This is a genomic window from Bacillus sp. LBG-1-113, assembly GCF_020708615.1.
Classification (GTDB): Bacteria; Bacillota; Bacilli; order Bacillales; family Bacillaceae; genus Bacillus; species Bacillus mojavensis.
Window position 1 is genome coordinate 25483 of the sequence record NZ_JAJFDG010000013.1, and the last position, 16587, is coordinate 42069.

Genomic DNA, 16587 nt, shown 5'->3' on the forward strand with positions numbered 1-16587 from the left:
ATTCTATATTTTAGAATTAAAGTTTAATTTCAATATCGACACCAGATGGTAAGTCTAATCGCATGAGTGCATCAACAGTTTGTGGTGTTGGGTTCACAATGTCGATTAAACGTTTATGTGTACGCATTTCAAATTGCTCACGAGAATCTTTGTATTTGTGCACCGCACGCAGGATTGTGTAAACTGATTTTTCAGTTGGCAACGGAATCGGACCAGATACGCTGGCACCAGAACGTTTTGCCGTTTCAACAATCTTCTCTGCAGATTGATCAAGGATTCTATGATCATATGCTTTCAAACGAATACGAATTTTTTGTTTTGCCATTATTTTCCCTCCTTTTCGCCTACTTCACGTTAGACAGTTCTCCGTGAGAAAAACCTGAACACCTTGCCATGGCAAAGCGGCCGGGTGTGTCAGCAACCTCTCACTTCATCGCAGTCAAAGACCAACATACACCATTATACAGAAAATAGACGTATGTTGCAAGACTTATTTAGAATATGCATGATTTGCACACTTTTAGTATTATACATGTGTTTTTCTTATTTATCAAGAAGCGAGTGAATAAGGGAATTTTCTTCTATTATAAGTGGTACACTGCGTGTTTACTCAGAGTATTGGCAAATAATGAAGGCTCCTCGATATGCGGCGTGTGGGCGGAGTTTTTAAAGTAATGCCAGTGCTTTTCAGGAGCTTTAACAAATCGATAATACTGTTTCGATATTTCAGCAGGAACGATCAAATCATGACTGCCTGAAATGAAGAAACACGGTACTTTAATAGAAGAAACTGATTTGAAAGCATCAAAACGATGTAAATCATCAGATAAATTCTTCGCACTGAAACGATGTCCTCTGATGAATCGAGAGATGTTTTTTATTCCATACTCATTGCCAGCAAGCAATTGACACAATACTGTAAGAATGTGTCGGCGATGATGAGTGAATCCTCCCCTGCTCAATTCAATGCAGACTCGAAAGATGAAATGATGAATCTTCTTGTTCCAAGGTGGCGGGCCAAGTAAACCTAAAGTTAATGATAGAAAGCGATTTGTCTTGCATACAGAATGATAGGCCATTTTTTCTTCCAGCTGAGTATTAGTGACCTGACTGATTCCATAGTAAGCGTGAAAAAGATCCGGCCTCTCTTGCAGTACATGAAGAGCCAGCAGCGATCCCCAGGAGTGTCCTGCAAGGTACACTTTTGTTTTTGAAAAATGATCTAAGAGCCATTCAGTAACTTGAATCGTGTCTTTAATGATTTGACTGATTGTCATTGAACTTTGTGGAATTTGTTTAGTATAGGAAAGACCTGAACCCCTTTGATCCCAATTTACAACTGTAAAGTGCTGTTCCAGTTCCCTTTGAAAGTTCCTGATAAATCCGATTTGGGATGCTCCGGGTCCACCATGTAAAAAAAGCAGCAATGGGTTCGATATATCATTTCCATTGATCATGAGCATTTGCTTCGTATTATCGATTCTCAGTTCTTTCATGAAAGAAATTGATGTGTTTTCACTCATAACCCATAGCTCCTCAAATAGGATAAACCTTTATAATAAAACAAAAAAACGAGACCCAAAGGGCCTCGTTTTCCATATACTATTACTCAGTTATTGTAGAAACAACGCCTGAACCAACAGTACGTCCGCCTTCACGAATAGAGAAACGAGTTCCTTCTTCGATAGCGATTGTAGAGATAAGCTCAACGTTCATTTCAGTGTTATCTCCAGGCATAACCATTTCTACGCCTTCTGGAAGATGGATGATACCAGTTACGTCAGTTGTACGGAAGTAGAACTGAGGACGGTAGTTAGAGAAGAATGGAGTGTGACGTCCACCCTCTTCTTTAGAAAGAACGTAAACTTCAGCTTTGAATTTGCTGTGTGGAGTGATTGTACCTGGTTTAGCAAGTACTTGACCACGTTGGATATCTTCACGAGCTACACCGCGAAGAAGGGCTCCAATGTTGTCTCCAGCTTCAGCGTAATCAAGAAGCTTACGGAACATTTCAACACCAGTAACAGTTGTTTTGCTGTTTTCTTCTTGAAGACCGATGATTTCAACTTCGTCACCGACTTTAACTTGTCCGCGTTCTACACGTCCAGTAGCAACTGTTCCACGACCAGTGATTGAGAATACGTCCTCAACTGGCATCATGAATGGTTTTTCAGTGTCACGTTCTGGAGTTGGGATGTACTCATCAACTGCATCCATAAGTTCGAAGATTTTAGCTTCGTACTCAGCATCTCCTTCAAGAGCTTTAAGAGCAGAACCTTTGATAACTGGTACATCATCACCAGGGAAGTCATATTCGCTAAGAAGATCGCGAACTTCCATTTCAACTAGTTCAAGAAGCTCTTCGTCGTCTACCATGTCGCATTTGTTTAAGAATACAACGATGTATGGTACACCAACGTTTTTAGAAAGAAGGATGTGCTCACGAGTTTGTGGCATTGGGCCATCAGCAGCAGATACTACTAGGATAGCTCCGTCCATTTGCGCAGCACCAGTGATCATGTTTTTAACATAGTCAGCGTGTCCTGGGCAGTCAACGTGTGCATAGTGACGAGTTTCAGTTTCATACTCAACGTGTGCAGTAGAGATTGTGATACCGCGCTCACGTTCTTCTGGTGCACCATCAATTTGATCGTACGCCATAGCTGTACCTTTACCAGATTTCTTATGAAGTACTGTTGTGATAGCAGCAGTTAAAGTTGTTTTACCATGGTCAACGTGTCCAATTGTACCGATATTGGCATGTGATTTGGAACGGTCGAATTTTTCTTTAGCCATTCTAAAATCCTCCTTAAGAGCTTTTAATTAGTAATGTATAGAGTGATAGGAAGTGAAAGAAAGCTTTCACTTCCTCATCTTACAATAGTAGTTATACTTGAGTTAAGAGGCAAAATCAATTATTCGCCTTTATTTTTTTTGATAATTTCTTCAGCAATGCTCTTCGGCACTTCTTCGTAGTGATCCATGTGCATAGTGAATGTACCGCGACCTTGCGTGTTAGAACGAAGGGCAGTAGCGTAACCGAACATTTCAGCAAGAGGAACCATCGCACGAACAACTTGCGCGTTACCGCGAGCTTCCATACCTTCTACGCGTCCGCGACGAGAAGTAACATCACCCATGATGTCTCCCATGTATTCTTCAGGAATAACCACTTCTACTTTCATGATTGGTTCAAGAAGAACTGGGTTACATTTGCTGACTGCATTTTTCAATGCCATAGAAGCAGCAACTTTAAACGCCATTTCGTTTGAGTCAACATCATGGTAAGATCCATCAAAAAGTTTTGCTTTAATGTCGATAAGCGGGAATCCAGCTAATACACCATTTTCAAGTGAATCTTCTAGACCTGCTTGAACAGCTGGGATGTATTCACGAGGAACAACCCCACCGACAATCGCATTTTCGAATTCAAAGCCAGCGCCTTCTTCGTTTGGTTCGAATTCAATCCAAACGTGACCGAACTGACCGCGTCCACCAGACTGACGTACGAATTTACCTTCAACTTTTGCACCGGAACGGAATGTTTCACGGTACGCAACTTGAGGAGCACCAACGTTAGCTTCTACTTTGAATTCACGCTTCATACGATCAACAATGATATCAAGGTGAAGCTCACCCATACCAGAGATGATTGTCTGACCAGTTTCCGGGTTTGTTTGAGTACGGAAAGTTGGATCCTCTTCAGCAAGTTTTGCTAAAGCGATACCCATTTTATCTTGGTCAGCTTTTGATTTAGGCTCAATTGCAACGTCGATAACTGGTTCTGGGAATTCCATTGATTCAAGGATAACTAGATCCTTTTCGTCACATAGAGTATCTCCAGTAGAAGTATCTTTTAGACCTACAGCAGCTGCGATATCTCCTGCATATACAGTAGAGATTTCTTCACGGCTGTTGGCGTGCATTTGAAGGATACGTCCAACACGCTCACGTTTGCCTTTAGTTGAGTTTTTCACGTATGAACCAGAATCAAGTGTTCCAGAGTACACACGGAAGAACGTCAGCTTACCAACGTAAGGGTCAGTCATAACTTTGAATGCTAGTGCAGAGAATGGCTCTTCATCAGAAGAATGACGCTCAATCTCTTCATTTGTATCAGGACGTATACCTTTGATTGCAGCAACGTCTGTTGGTGCAGGAAGGTAGTCAAGAACAGCATCAAGTACTAATTGAACACCTTTGTTTTTGAAGGCAGAACCAACAAGAACAGGGTAGAATTCAACATTTAATGTACCTTTACGGATACCTGCTTTTAACTCGTCAATAGTGATTTCTTCACCCTCAAGGTATTTGTCCATAAGCTCTTCATCAAGCTCACATACAGCTTCAATGAGGCTGTTGCGAAGCTCTTCAGCTTGCTCTTTGTACTCTTCAGGGATTTCTTTCGCGTCAGAACGAGTTCCAAGGTCATCTTCGTAGAAATACGCAACGTTTTCTACTAGATCAATGATACCTTCGAAGTTGTCTTCAGCACCGATCGGCAATTGAATTGCATGAGCGTTAGCTTGAAGACGATCTCTTAAAGTTCCTACAGAGTAAAGGAAGTCTGCACCGATTTTGTCCATTTTGTTAACGAAAACGATACGCGGTACTCCGTAAGTTGTTGCTTGACGCCAAACAGTTTCTGTTTGAGGCTCAACGCCAGACTGTGCGTCAAGTACAGCAACAGCACCATCAAGTACACGAAGAGAACGTTCAACTTCAACTGTGAAGTCTACGTGTCCTGGAGTATCGATGATGTTTACGCGGTATCCTTTCCACTGTGCAGTTGTCGCAGCGGAAGTGATTGTGATACCACGCTCTTGTTCCTGCTCCATCCAGTCCATTTGTGAAGCTCCTTCATGAGTTTCACCAATTTTGTGGATACGACCAGTATAGAACAAGATACGTTCTGTAGTAGTCGTTTTACCGGCATCAATGTGAGCCATGATCCCGATATTACGAGTTTTGTCTAAGGAGAACTCTCTTGCCATTGGGTAATTTCTCCTTCCTTATTGGGAAATTGTGTTTTTTAGTATATAAATCCTACCAACGATAGTGAGCAAATGCTTTGTTTGCTTCAGCCATCTTATGAGTATCTTCACGTTTCTTAACAGCAGCACCAGTGTTGTTAGCTGCGTCAAGGATTTCGTTAGCTAAACGCTCTTCCATCGTTTTTTCTCCGCGAAGACGAGCGTAGTTAACTAACCAGCGAAGTCCAAGAGTAGTACGACGTTCAGGACGAACTTCTACAGGAACTTGGTAGTTCGCACCACCTACACGGCGTGCTTTTACTTCAAGTACAGGCATGATGTTTTTCAATGCTTGTTCGAAAACCTCCATTGCATCATTGCCAGTACGTTCTTTAATGATATCGAATGACTTGTATAGGATTGTTTGAGACTTACCTTTTTTACCGTCGATCATCATTTTGTTGATTAGACGAGATACAAGCTTAGAGTTGTAAATCGGATCAGGTAAAACGTCTCTTTTTGCTACAGGACCTTTACGTGGCATCTGAATATCCTCCCTTCTCAAATTATACGTTTATTCGTTTATTATTTTGCTTTAGGACGTTTCGTACCGTATTTAGAACGGCCTTGCGCACGGTTTTCAACTCCAGCAGTGTCAAGCGCACCACGAACGATGTGGTAACGTACCCCTGGTAAGTCTTTTACACGTCCGCCGCGGATAAGTACAACACTGTGCTCTTGCAGGTTGTGACCGATACCAGGAATGTAGGCAGTAACCTCAATTCCGTTAGTTAAACGAACACGAGCATATTTACGAAGTGCTGAGTTCGGTTTTTTCGGTGTCATTGTACCAACACGAGTACATACCCCGCGTTTTTGTGGAGAAGATACATTAGTGTGCTCTTTTTTAAAGCTGTTGTATCCTTTGTTAAGTGCAGGAGACTTTGAGTTTTCTACTTTACTCACGCGTCCTTTGCGAATTAGCTGATTAATTGTAGGCATGTTTTGTTCCTCCCTTCATTACGTTTTATAACCCACATACCCAGGTGGTTCATCAATAGGCAAAAAACAATGTCTTTACACAAGAATAAATCTCACGCAAAAACAAAAAGTACGTTATAACATAATGGCAACAGCTGCTGCTCCTACTTCAATTCCGCAGGCTTTGCCGAGCTTTTTCATGGATTCAACCATTGAGACAGCAATCCCTTGATCTTTCGCTAGTGTAATTACACTTGACGTAAGAATAGGATCTGCGTCTATTGCAACGACTACTTCCTTTACTGAACCTCGTTTTAGAGCTTTCACTGTTTGCTTCGTACCAATAATAATTGATTTGGCCTGTGATACTTTATCATAAGACATAAACATATCCTCCAAAGTAACAGGTTTATTCGAGCACCTTGGTTATATTATCATTCTAGGAGACGAATGTCAACAAGGTATGACATTTTTTAGTTTCTATCTTCTCATAGAGTGATTTTTTTATTTAAATATGACTGCTGAAAGACTGTTTTGCAGTCTCTCAGCAGCATAATATCAGTTATTCAACCGGAACCATGTCCTCAGTCGATTGAACATTTGAAACGGGTTTTGCTTTTCGGTATTTCATCATTCCAGTACCAGCCGGAACAAGCTTACCGATGATAACATTCTCTTTCAGGCCGAGAAGTTCATCACGCTTACCTTTGATCGCTGCGTCTGTAAGGACACGTGTTGTCTCCTGGAAGGAAGCAGCAGATAAGAATGAATCCGTTTCAAGAGAAGCTTTGGTAATACCGAGTAAGACAGGACGGCCTGTAGCAGGACGTTTGCCTTCCAGCAATACCTTTTTGTTCGCTTCAGTAAATTGGTGAATATCAAGTAATGAGCCAGGAAGCACATCAGTATCACCGGCATCAATCACACGTACTTTACGAAGCATTTGGCGAACCATTACTTCTACGTGTTTATCGCCGATTTCAACACCCTGCATACGGTAAACCTTTTGAACCTCATGAAGAAGATACTCTTGAACAGTAGTCAGGTCAGTCACTTTAAGAAGTTCTTTCGGATCGATTGAACCTTCTGTCAGCACTTGGCCGCGAGTAATTTTATCTCCTTCCGCTACTTTTAAGCGGGAGTTATATGGTGCCGTATAAGAGCGTGTTTCAACTGCGCCTTGAACCACAATTTCCTGCTGTTTGTCGCGAACTTCATTGATTTCAACGACTGTACCGTCGATTTCGGTAATTGTTGCCTGACCTTTTGGATTACGCGCTTCGAAAAGCTCTTGGATACGCGGAAGACCTTGTGTGATATCGTCTCCTGCAACCCCGCCTGTATGGAATGTACGCATTGTTAACTGTGTACCAGGCTCACCGATTGATTGGGCAGCGATGATGCCGACTGCTTCACCGACTTCTACATCGGTACCAGTCGCAAGGTTTCGGCCATAGCATCGTTTACATACACCATGAGGCGTATTACATGTGAAGGCAGAACGGATCCACACTTCTTCAATGCCGGCTTCTACAATTTCAATCGCTTTATCCTCATCAATCAGTTCGTTTTCGTTTACAAGCACTTCACCTGTTTCAGGATGTTTCACTTGTTTTCTTGCAAAACGGCCGATTAAGCGTTCTTCTAAGCGCTCAATGATTTCAGTGCCTTCTCTAAGCGGTTGAGCAAGGATGCCTCGGTCAGTTCCACAATCAGTTTCACGGATGATAACATCCTGTGCAACGTCAACAAGACGGCGTGTAAGGTAACCTGAGTCAGCAGTTTTAAGGGCGGTATCGGCAAGACCTTTACGCGCACCGTGAGTGGAGATAAAGTACTCCAATACTGTCAGACCTTCACGGAAACTAGATTTGATTGGCAACTCAATGATACGTCCAGCCGGGTTGGCCATCAGGCCGCGCATTCCGGCAAGCTGAGTAAAGTTAGACGCGTTACCACGGGCACCAGAGTCACTCATCATGTAGATCGGGTTGAGCTCATCAAGTGAATTCATCAGTTTGCCTTGGATAACATCTTTTGCAGAACTCCAGATAGAGATGACTCTCTCATAGCGTTCTTCTTCAGTGATCAGACCACGGCGGAACTGCTTCATAACGTTATCAACTTTGCCTTGTGCTTCTTCAAGAATTTCTTGTTTATCATCGAGAACGACGATGTCAGAAACCCCAACTGTAATACCAGCTTTTGTTGAATATCTGAAACCTAGGTTTTTCATGCGGTCTAGCATTTTAGACGTTTCCGTAATGTGGAATCGTTTAAAGATTTCCGCGATGATTTTACCCAGAATACCTTTTTTAAACGGTGCATTGATTGGCTGCTGTGCGATGGCAGCTTTTACATCGGCACCTTTTTCTAAGAAGAAACGGTCAGGTGTTTTCTCTTCAATGTTGCTCTTCGTTGGTTCATTCATGTAAGGGAATGATTCTGGAAGAATTTCATTGAAGACCAGTTTACCGACAGTTGTAATTAACAATTTTGAGCGCTGCTCTTCGGTAAATGTCACGTTCTTAAGGGAGTTCGCTGCAACAGCCACTCTCGTATGAAGATGAACATATCCGTTTTGATAAGCAAGAAGCGCTTCATCCGTATTCTTGAAGACCATACCTTCACCGACAGCACCGGCACGCTCTAGAGTCAGGTAATAGTTACCCAGTACCATATCCTGAGACGGTGTTACAACCGGTTTACCATCTTTAGGGTTCAAGATGTTTTGAGCGGCAAGCATCAAGATGCGTGCTTCAGCTTGAGCTTCTGCAGATAATGGTACGTGAACCGCCATTTGGTCACCGTCAAAGTCAGCGTTATAAGCTGTACATACGAGCGGGTGAAGACGGATTGCGCGTCCTTCAACAAGTGTTGGTTCAAACGCTTGGATACCTAATCTGTGAAGCGTAGGGGCACGGTTCAGAAGTACCGGATGCTCCTTGATAACTGATTCTAGTACATCCCATACTTCAGGCTGTACGCGCTCAATTTTACGTTTCGCACTCTTAATGTTGTGAGCAAGACCCTTTTCAACAAGCTCTTTCATAACGAAAGGTTTGAAAAGTTCGAGCGCCATTTCCTTCGGTAATCCGCATTGGTACATTTTCAAATGAGGACCAACGACGATTACAGAACGTCCGGAGTAATCGACACGTTTACCAAGAAGGTTTTGACGGAAACGTCCTTGCTTCCCTTTCAGCATATGAGAAAGAGATTTTAATGGTCTGTTACCAGGACCTGTTACAGGGCGTCCGCGACGGCCGTTGTCAATTAAAGCATCGACAGCCTCTTGAAGCATACGCTTTTCGTTTTGAACGATAATGCTAGGCGCACCAAGGTCTAAAAGGCGTTTCAAACGATTGTTACGGTTGATGACACGACGATAAAGGTCGTTCAAATCAGAAGTCGCAAAACGTCCGCCATCAAGCTGAACCATCGGTCTGAGCTCAGGAGGAATAACAGGAAGCACATCTAGGATCATCCAAGAAGGCTTGTTTCCTGAGTTACGGAAGGCTTCTAACACTTCAAGGCGTTTGATCGCACGAGTACGACGCTGTCCTTGAGATGTTTTCAGCTCTTCTTTTAACATATCAACTTCTTTTACAAGATCGATATCTTGAAGAAGTTTATGAATCGCTTCAGCACCCATAGATGCTTGGAACTTATTGCCGTACTTATCAAGATACGCACGGTATTCCTTTTCAGATAGAAGCTGTTTCTTTTCAAGCGGTGTATTTGCCGGATCAGTTACAACATAAGAAGCAAAGTAAATAACTTCTTCCAATGCACGAGGCGACATATCCAACACAAGACCCATACGGCTTGGAATACCTTTGAAATACCAAATGTGGGAAACTGGGGCAGCCAGTTCAATGTGCCCCATTCTCTCACGACGGACTTTAGCCCGTGTTACTTCAACTCCGCAGCGGTCACAAACTACGCCTTTATAACGAACTCGCTTGTACTTCCCGCAATGACATTCCCAGTCCTTAGTCGGTCCGAAAATGCGTTCGCAGAATAGACCGTCCTTTTCAGGTTTTAACGTACGATAGTTTATCGTTTCAGGCTTTTTCACTTCACCAAAAGACCATGAACGGATTTTATCCGGTGAAGCAAGACCGATGTTCATATACTCAAAATTGTTCACATCTAGCAAGGGGCCTACCTCCCTTTTTATCTTCGGATTAACCGATGTCACTTGCCTTTATAACTAGAGATTATTCTTTTGTTACTACATCGCGTTCAACGTCTGCAGATGCTGTTTCTTCCGGCTCTTCATCACCTGATAACGCCAGGCCGTCAGCTTGTTTTGCATCTTCTTCGTCTTCTAAATCTCTCATTTCTATTTCTTCTTCATCGCTAGAAAGGATTTTCACATCCATACCTAAACTTTGAAGTTCTTTAATTAATACTTTGAATGATTCCGGAACACCAGGTTCAGGAACGTTGTCGCCTTTAACGATGGCTTCGTATGTTTTCACACGTCCAACCACGTCATCAGACTTAACAGTCAGAATCTCTTGAAGAGTGTACGCTGCACCGTAAGCTTCAAGTGCCCAAACCTCCATCTCACCAAAACGCTGTCCGCCAAATTGAGCTTTACCGCCAAGAGGCTGCTGCGTAACAAGTGAGTAAGGACCTGTAGAGCGTGCATGAAGTTTATCGTCAACCATGTGAGCCAGTTTAATCATGTACATGATACCAACAGATACACGGTTATCAAACGGCTCTCCGGTACGTCCGTCGTAAAGAACAGTTTTAGCGTCACGAGACATTCCGGCTTCTTCAAGTGTTTCCCAAACATCCTCTTCACGCGCTCCGTCAAATACCGGTGACGCAATGTGGATGCCGAGGTAACGAGCGGCCATACCCATGTGAAGCTCTAATACCTGCCCGATGTTCATACGTGATGGTACGCCCAGCGGGTTAAGCATGATATCAATTGGTGTGCCGTCAGGAAGATAAGGCATATCTTCTTCAGGAAGAATCTTAGAGATAACACCTTTGTTACCGTGACGACCGGCCATTTTATCCCCTTCAGAAATTTTACGTTTCTGAACGATATATACGCGCACTAACTGGTTTACACCTGGAGGAAGTTCGTCTCCGTCCTCACGGTTGAAGACTTTAACATCGTGAATAATTCCACCGCCGCCGTGAGGCACACGAAGAGAAGTATCACGAACCTCGCGGGCTTTTTCACCAAAGATGGCGTGAAGAAGGCGCTCTTCTGCAGTAAGTTCTGTTACACCCTTAGGCGTTACTTTACCAACAAGAAGATCTCCGTCTTTTACTTCTGCCCCGATACGGATAATTCCACGGTCATCAAGATTGCGAAGTGCATCTTCACCGACGTTTGGAATATCGCGAGTGATTTCTTCAGGCCCAAGTTTTGTATCACGTGCTTCTGATTCATATTCTTCAATGTGAATAGATGTATAAACATCATCTTTCACAAGGCGTTCACTCATGATGATGGCATCCTCATAGTTGTAGCCATCCCATGTCATAAAGCCGACCATTACGTTACGGCCAAGTGCAAGTTCACCAAGCTCCATAGAAGGACCGTCAGCAAGGATTTCTCCTTTTACCACTTCATCGCCGACACTTACGATCGGACGCTGGTTGTAGCAAGTACCTTGGTTAGAGCGGACAAATTTCAGCAAGCTGTATTTATCCAGATTTCCTTTTACTTTTTGGCCGTCTACATCTTCATAACGGCGAACCCAAACGTTTTTCGCTTCTACACGTTCAACGATACCAGGGTGTTTACAAATAACAGCGGCACCAGAGTCTTTACCTGATACGTATTCCATACCAGTTCCTACAAATGGCGCTTCCGGCTGCATCAAAGGCACAGCCTGACGCTGCATGTTCGCTCCCATTAGGGCACGGTTCGAGTCATCGTTTTCTAGGAACGGGATACATGCTGTCGCAGCAGAAACTACCTGCTTAGGCGATACATCCATGTAATCAACACGGTTTCTAGGAACAACGGTGTTCTCTCCGCGGAAACGGGCTACAATGCTGTCGTCAACAAACGCACCTTCGTCATCGAGTCGTGCATTTGCCTGAGCGACAACGTAGTTATCTTCTTCATCAGCAGTTAAGTAATCGATTCTTGGCGTCACTTTTCCTGTTTCAGGATCAACGCGGCGATATGGCGTTTCAATAAAGCCAAAACGGTTTACTTTTGCATATGATGATAGTGAGTTGATCAAACCGATGTTCGGCCCCTCAGGCGTTTCAATCGGACACATACGGCCATAGTGGGAGTAGTGAACGTCACGCACTTCCATTCCGGCACGCTCACGTGTCAATCCGCCCGGTCCAAGAGCCGACAGACGGCGCTTATGTGTTAATTCAGCAAGCGGGTTCGTCTGGTCCATGAATTGAGAAAGCTGAGAGCTTCCAAAGAACTCTTTAATGGACGCAATAACAGGACGAATATTAATCAGCTGCTGAGGTGTAATTGTATTCGTATCTTGAATTGACATTCTCTCACGAACCACACGCTCCATACGGCTTAAACCGATACGGAATTGGTTCTGGAGAAGTTCACCTACAGAACGTAAACGGCGGTTTCCAAGATGGTCAATATCATCTGTGTCGCCTACTCCGTGCAGCAAGTTGAAGAAGTAGCTAATAGAAGAAATAATATCAGCAGGTGTAATGTTTTTAATCTCTTCTTCAACGTAAGCATTGCCGATGACATTAATAACCTGTTCTCCTTCTTGATCAGTAGGAGCAAAGATTTTAATGGATTGAAGCGTTACTTCGTCCTCAACAACACCGCCGTTCGGATACAGCTTTCTGAAGCCGATTCCGTTTTCTAAGTATGGCAGTACTTTATCAAGTGTTCTTCTATCAAGAATCTGACCTTTTTCAGCCAGGATTTCTCCTGTATCAGGATCAACAAGCGTTTCAGCAAGTCTCTGATTAAAGAGGCGATTTTTAATATGAAGCTTTTTATTAATTTTATAGCGTCCTACATTGGCAAGATCGTATCGTTTCGGATCAAAGAAACGAGAATCAAGCAAGCTCTTCGCATTTTCCACTGTAGGCGGCTCTCCAGGACGGAGGCGCTCGTAGATTTCAAGCAGCGCTTTATCGCTGTTTTCTGTGTTATCTTTATCAAGCGTATTTCGCAGGTATTCGTTTTCCCCTACGAGATCAAGAATCTCTTGATCGGAGCCGAAGCCGAGAGCACGCAAAAGAACCGTAACCGGCAACTTACGTGTGCGATCAATGCGTACATAAACAACATCTTTCGCATCAGTTTCGTATTCTAACCATGCGCCACGGTTTGGAATGACAGTTGCGGTAAAACCTTTTTTACCGTTTTTGTCTACTTTACCACTGAAATATACACTTGGAGACCGAACAAGCTGGGAAACGATAACGCGTTCCGCACCGTTTATGATAAAAGTACCTGTATCTGTCATAATAGGGAAATCACCCATGAAGACATCTTGGTCTTTTACCTCTCCAGTTTCTTTGTTAATTAAACGAACTTTCACTCTTAGCGGAGCTGAGTAAGTCACATCACGTTCTTTTGATTCCTCTACTGGATATTTAGGCTCCCCTAAACTGTAATCAATGAACTCAAGAGAGAGGTTACCAGTGAAATCCTCAATTGGCGATATGTCTTGAAACATCTCTCTAAGACCCTCATCAAGAAACCACTGATAAGAAGAGGTTTGAATTTCAATGAGATTTGGTAATTCTAACACTTCGCTAATGCGAGCATAGCTTCTGCGCTGGCGGTGTCGTCCATACTGAACTAGTTGACCTGTCAACTGATTCACCCCTCAAATCATGCGTATTATATGTGTAATAAGCATCTCTTTCAAAGAAAGAAAACACTTTTACAAGACAAAAGAAAAAAGGGTTTCTAATTAAGAAAACCACATCCAAAAACAAATACCGATTTTATTAGCATTTCCATACTTGTATAATTTATACATAGATATTGACATTTCATCATATCAATCTAAATATATACATTGGCATTTTATAATATTAACATAGCCAAAATACCGAGTCAAACTTTTTTTGCTTTTATGATATAATAGCCTTTCTTTTTTTGAACGACAGAAACTTCTTCGAACAGTTCCTCAAGCTTTTCAATGGCAGAAGGCGCACCTTGTTTTTTCTGTATGACGATCCACAATTCACCTGAAGCTTTTAAGTGTTCAGCGCTTTTCTCAAAGATAGCATGGACAACTTTTTTTCCGGCTCGGATTGGGGGATTTGTAAGAATAGAAGCAAATGTTTGCGCAGAGTCAACGTTTGAAAACAAATCGCTTTGGTAAATCTCAACGTTTGTTATCCCGTTTCGTTCTGCATTTTCATTTGATAACTCTACGGCTCTTTCATTAACATCAATCATGTGGATGGTCCGGTCTTTAAAGTCACTAGCCAGCGATAATCCAATCGGGCCATAGCCGCAGCCTACATCTAAAAAGCTGCCCTCAACTTCAGGCTCTTCAAAAGATTCGACCAGCAGGCGTGAGCCAAAATCGACTTCTTTTTTAGAAAAAACACCGCTGTCGCTGGTAAACGTAAACTCCTTGTTTCGAAGCCTAAAAGACCATGTTTGTTTGTTGCTTTTTACTGAAGGTTTTTCTGAATAATAGTGCTCACTCATTATTAGAACCTCCTTTTTTTCATTACTTAAAGAATGGCAAAGAAAAAGCCCGCCTCATAAAAGCGAGCTTCCCCTACAGGCAAGTGAAGATTACTTAACTTCTACAGAAGCGCCAACTTCTTCAAGTTTAGCTTTAAGCTCTTCAGCTTCTTCTTTAGCAATACCTTCTTTAAGAGGTTTTGGAGTGTTGTCAACAAGTTCTTTAGCTTCTTTCAAGCCAAGACCAGTGATTTCACGTACAACTTTGATAACTTTGATTTTTTGTGAACCTGCACCAGCAAGGATAAGGTCGAATTCGCTTTGCTCTTCAGCAGCTCCGCCAGCAGCAGCTCCGCCAGCTACAGCTACAGGAGCAGCAGCAGTTACGCCAAATTCTTCTTCGATTGCTTTTACTAGGTCGTTCAATTCAAGTACAGTTGCTTCTTTAACGGAAGCAATGATTTCTTCGATATTTAAAGCCATTTGTAATTCCTCCATTTTGTTTTGATTTTAAAAACTGATTAGATTAAGCGCCTTGTTCTTCCTTTTGATCTGCCACAGCTTTTGCAGCAAGAGCAAGGTTACGAACTGGAGCTTGAAGTACGCTAAGCAACATAGAAAGCAAGCCTTCGCGTGATGGAAGTTCAGCAAGAGCTTTCACTTCTTCAACAGTAGAAACTTTACCTTCGATAACGCCAGCTTTGATTTCAAGAGCTTCATGCTGTTTAGCAAACTCGTTAATAACTTTAGCTGGAGCGACAACATCCTCAGTACTGAATGCAATTGCATTCGGTCCAGTTAAGACATCATTCAAACCATCAAGTTCAGCTTGTTCAACCGCACGGCGAGTCATTGTGTTTTTGTAAACTTTGAACTCAACGTTAGCTTCACGAAGCTGTTTACGAAGTTCTGTTACTTCAGAAACGTTAAGTCCGCGGTAATCAACGATGATCGTTGATTTGCTTTCTTTTAATTTAGAAGTAATTTCTTCAACAACAACTTTTTTTGTTTCAATTGCGCTGCTCATGGTTACACCTCCTGTAGATTCTTGTGTAACACTTATACCGTCAGGTGATCACGACTGAGAAACGGATTCCATATAAAAAGCCTCCATGAGACATGGAGGCTGTATATACAAGCATACGTAACGTAATAGCTGTGATAATATACACCTCGGTAGGATATTAAGCTGTTAAGCCCCTACTGTCTACGGTATAAATGATATATTATATTTTACAACATTTTGAATCATATCAGAATGTTGATGTCATGTCAAATATTATTTTACGTTGAAAGTTGAAGCGTCTACTTTGACACCAGGTCCCATAGTAGAAGTTACAGCAACGTTTTTCACGTAAACACCTTTTGCTGCAGCAGGTTTCGCTTTCAGGATTGTATCATACATTGTTGTGAAGTTCTCAACAAGTTTTTCATCCTCGAAAGAAACTTTACCGATAGGAACATGGATGTTTCCAGCTTTATCTACGCGGTATTCAACTTTACCAGCTTTGATTTCGCCGATTGCTTTTTCAACTTCGAAAGTAACTGTACCAGTTTTAGGGTTTGGCATTAAACCTTTTGGTCCAAGCACACGACCGATTTTACCAACTTCACCCATCATGTCAGGTGTAGCTACGATTACATCGAAATCGAACCAGCCTTGTTGAATTTTGTTGATGTAGTCAGTATCTCCAACGTAATCTGCACCAGCAGCTTCAGCTTCTTTCGCTTTTTCGCCTTTTGCGAAAACGAGAACGCGCTGAGTTTTACCAGTTCCGTTTGGAAGCACAACTGCTCCGCGGATTTGCTGGTCGTTTTTACGAGGGTCAACCCCTAGACGGAATGCAACTTCAACTGTAGCGTCGAATTTAGCTGTGTTTGTTTTTTTAACGAGAGCTACTGCTTCAGAAACATCGTAAGCTTTCGCACGATCTACAAGCTTAGCAGCTTCTGCGTACTTTTTACCTTTTTTAGCCATTTTAAAATTTCCTCCTTATG

Annotated in this window: 13 protein-coding genes and 1 other annotated feature; all 13 genes read right to left on the reverse strand. The window is 42.5% G+C overall.

What is annotated here, in order from left to right; all coding sequences use genetic code 11:
* Positions 1–16: 16 nt before the first annotated feature.
* Positions 17–325 (reverse strand): 30S ribosomal protein S10, encoded by a 309-nt coding sequence (gene rpsJ, locus LJF29_RS19875; protein WP_003156464.1) that lies wholly within the window; start codon positions 323–325, stop codon positions 17–19.
* A gap of 259 nt (positions 326–584) precedes the next feature.
* The gene (locus tag LJF29_RS19880; protein ID WP_229150201.1) at positions 585–1523 is read right to left on the reverse strand and encodes an alpha/beta fold hydrolase; all 939 of its coding nucleotides are present in this window, start codon (positions 1521–1523) and stop codon (positions 585–587) included.
* 82 nt (positions 1524–1605) lie between these two features.
* Positions 1606–2796, reverse strand: coding sequence for an elongation factor Tu (tuf, locus tag LJF29_RS19885; protein ID WP_010332768.1), 1191 nt, complete (start codon positions 2794–2796; stop codon positions 1606–1608).
* A gap of 119 nt (positions 2797–2915) precedes the next feature.
* Entirely contained in the window at positions 2916–4994 is a 2079-nt protein-coding gene (gene fusA, locus LJF29_RS19890) for an elongation factor G (RefSeq protein ID WP_010332767.1), read from the reverse strand.
* Positions 4995–5046: 52 nt separating this feature from the next.
* Positions 5047–5517: a 30S ribosomal protein S7 gene (gene rpsG / locus LJF29_RS19895; protein ID WP_003225784.1), complete on the reverse strand. Its 471-nt coding sequence runs from the start codon at positions 5515–5517 to the stop codon at positions 5047–5049.
* 41 nt (positions 5518–5558) lie between these two features.
* Positions 5559–5975, reverse strand: coding sequence for a 30S ribosomal protein S12 (gene rpsL, locus LJF29_RS19900; RefSeq protein ID WP_003156445.1), 417 nt, complete (start codon positions 5973–5975; stop codon positions 5559–5561).
* Positions 5976–6089: 114 nt separating this feature from the next.
* On the reverse strand, positions 6090–6338 hold the full coding sequence (locus tag LJF29_RS19905) for a 50S ribosomal protein L7ae-like protein (protein WP_010332766.1): 249 nt from the start codon (positions 6336–6338) through the stop codon (positions 6090–6092).
* Between the two features lie 178 nt (positions 6339–6516).
* Positions 6517–10116 carry a DNA-directed RNA polymerase subunit beta' gene (gene rpoC, locus LJF29_RS19910; RefSeq protein ID WP_229150202.1) on the reverse strand — a complete coding sequence of 1200 codons (3600 nt, stop codon included), beginning with the start codon at positions 10114–10116 and terminating at the stop codon, positions 6517–6519.
* Between the two features lie 61 nt (positions 10117–10177).
* Complete coding sequence (gene rpoB, locus LJF29_RS19915) at positions 10178–13759, reverse strand: DNA-directed RNA polymerase subunit beta (RefSeq protein WP_229150203.1); 3582 nt, start codon at positions 13757–13759, stop codon at positions 10178–10180.
* A gap of 245 nt (positions 13760–14004) precedes the next feature.
* Positions 14005–14610, reverse strand: a complete 606-nt coding sequence (locus LJF29_RS19920; RefSeq protein ID WP_106021663.1) for a class I SAM-dependent methyltransferase — start codon at positions 14608–14610, stop codon at positions 14005–14007.
* Between the two features lie 90 nt (positions 14611–14700).
* A complete protein-coding gene (gene rplL / locus LJF29_RS19925; protein ID WP_003156436.1) occupies positions 14701–15072 on the reverse strand; it encodes a 50S ribosomal protein L7/L12 in 372 nt (123 codons plus the stop codon).
* A 43-nt stretch (positions 15073–15115) separates the two neighbouring features.
* Positions 15116–15616: a 50S ribosomal protein L10 gene (gene rplJ, locus LJF29_RS19930; protein ID WP_010332762.1), complete on the reverse strand. Its 501-nt coding sequence runs from the start codon at positions 15614–15616 to the stop codon at positions 15116–15118.
* A 64-nt stretch (positions 15617–15680) separates the two neighbouring features.
* Positions 15681–15820, reverse strand: a sequence feature (ribosomal protein L10 leader region).
* A 48-nt stretch (positions 15821–15868) separates the two neighbouring features.
* Positions 15869–16567, reverse strand: a complete 699-nt coding sequence (gene rplA / locus LJF29_RS19935) for a 50S ribosomal protein L1 (protein WP_003225765.1) — start codon at positions 16565–16567, stop codon at positions 15869–15871.
* Positions 16568–16587: the final 20 nt, after the last annotated feature.